The sequence below is a fragment of the Candidatus Hodgkinia cicadicola genome (assembly GCF_002774925.1).
The window spans coordinates 1-769 of sequence record NZ_NXGO01000131.1 but is presented as its reverse complement, the minus strand read 5'-3'; the positions used below and the strand labels follow the sequence as shown (position 1 = coordinate 769).

The 769-nt window shown below is 24.7% G+C and carries 1 protein-coding gene; it reads right to left on the bottom strand.

All coding sequences use genetic code 4. The features are described 5' to 3' along the window. Positions 1 to 115 (bottom strand): hypothetical protein (locus MAGTDC_RS06080; protein ID WP_414173076.1); only part of this gene is annotated, 115 nt, incomplete at its 3' end. Positions 116 to 769: the final 654 nt, after the last annotated feature.

Genomic DNA, 769 nt, shown 5'->3' with positions numbered 1-769 from the left:
ATGTTTTTCCTTCGAATCCAACGATGTATCCTCTAGAACCAATTAGTTGTTGAATTTGAGACAACGTGCCTCTGGCACCAGAATTAATTATCATTTGAATCGGTGTTTGTTTTAAACTAATATATGTATGTATGTAATATAAGTTATATGTATATTAAAGAAATTTAAAGTAATAATGTAATATGTGACTGGTGTTTTTTCACATCAAGGTAAATAATTATATATGCAAAAATTACCTTTTCTCAAGAAGCATTTTAAAATACAAACATTACCAAAAATGTAAGTACCAAAACTTCTTAATGTACGATAGGGTCAAATAAGAATTCTAAAACATATTCTGTAATAAGAAGTACAATAAATATTCTAACTAAATAAGATGTATTTTGTTGTGAGTCTTGCCAAGGGAAAACGAGAAATGAAAAATAAATCAGAAAGTAATTTGCAATTTAATGTGACAATAATGAGATAATTATAATATTTAAGTTAGTGATTATAACAGGATCATCAAACATAGAAAATTTTATTCATGGATAAAATGCCAAACATGGATGGATATTATTAATAATGAAAAAGTATTAAGAGAAATATTTATATTTACTATGAAAACTTACATATTTTTATCACGTGCAGAACTATTTCCTATAACGAAACGAACCGAACGTAGGCTACTTTATTAATTTTAATAAACGATAAATCAAAACATAACTTTATACATTTTGAAAAACAGAATTCTTTGAAATATTACGTTATTCGTAATTAATATATAATA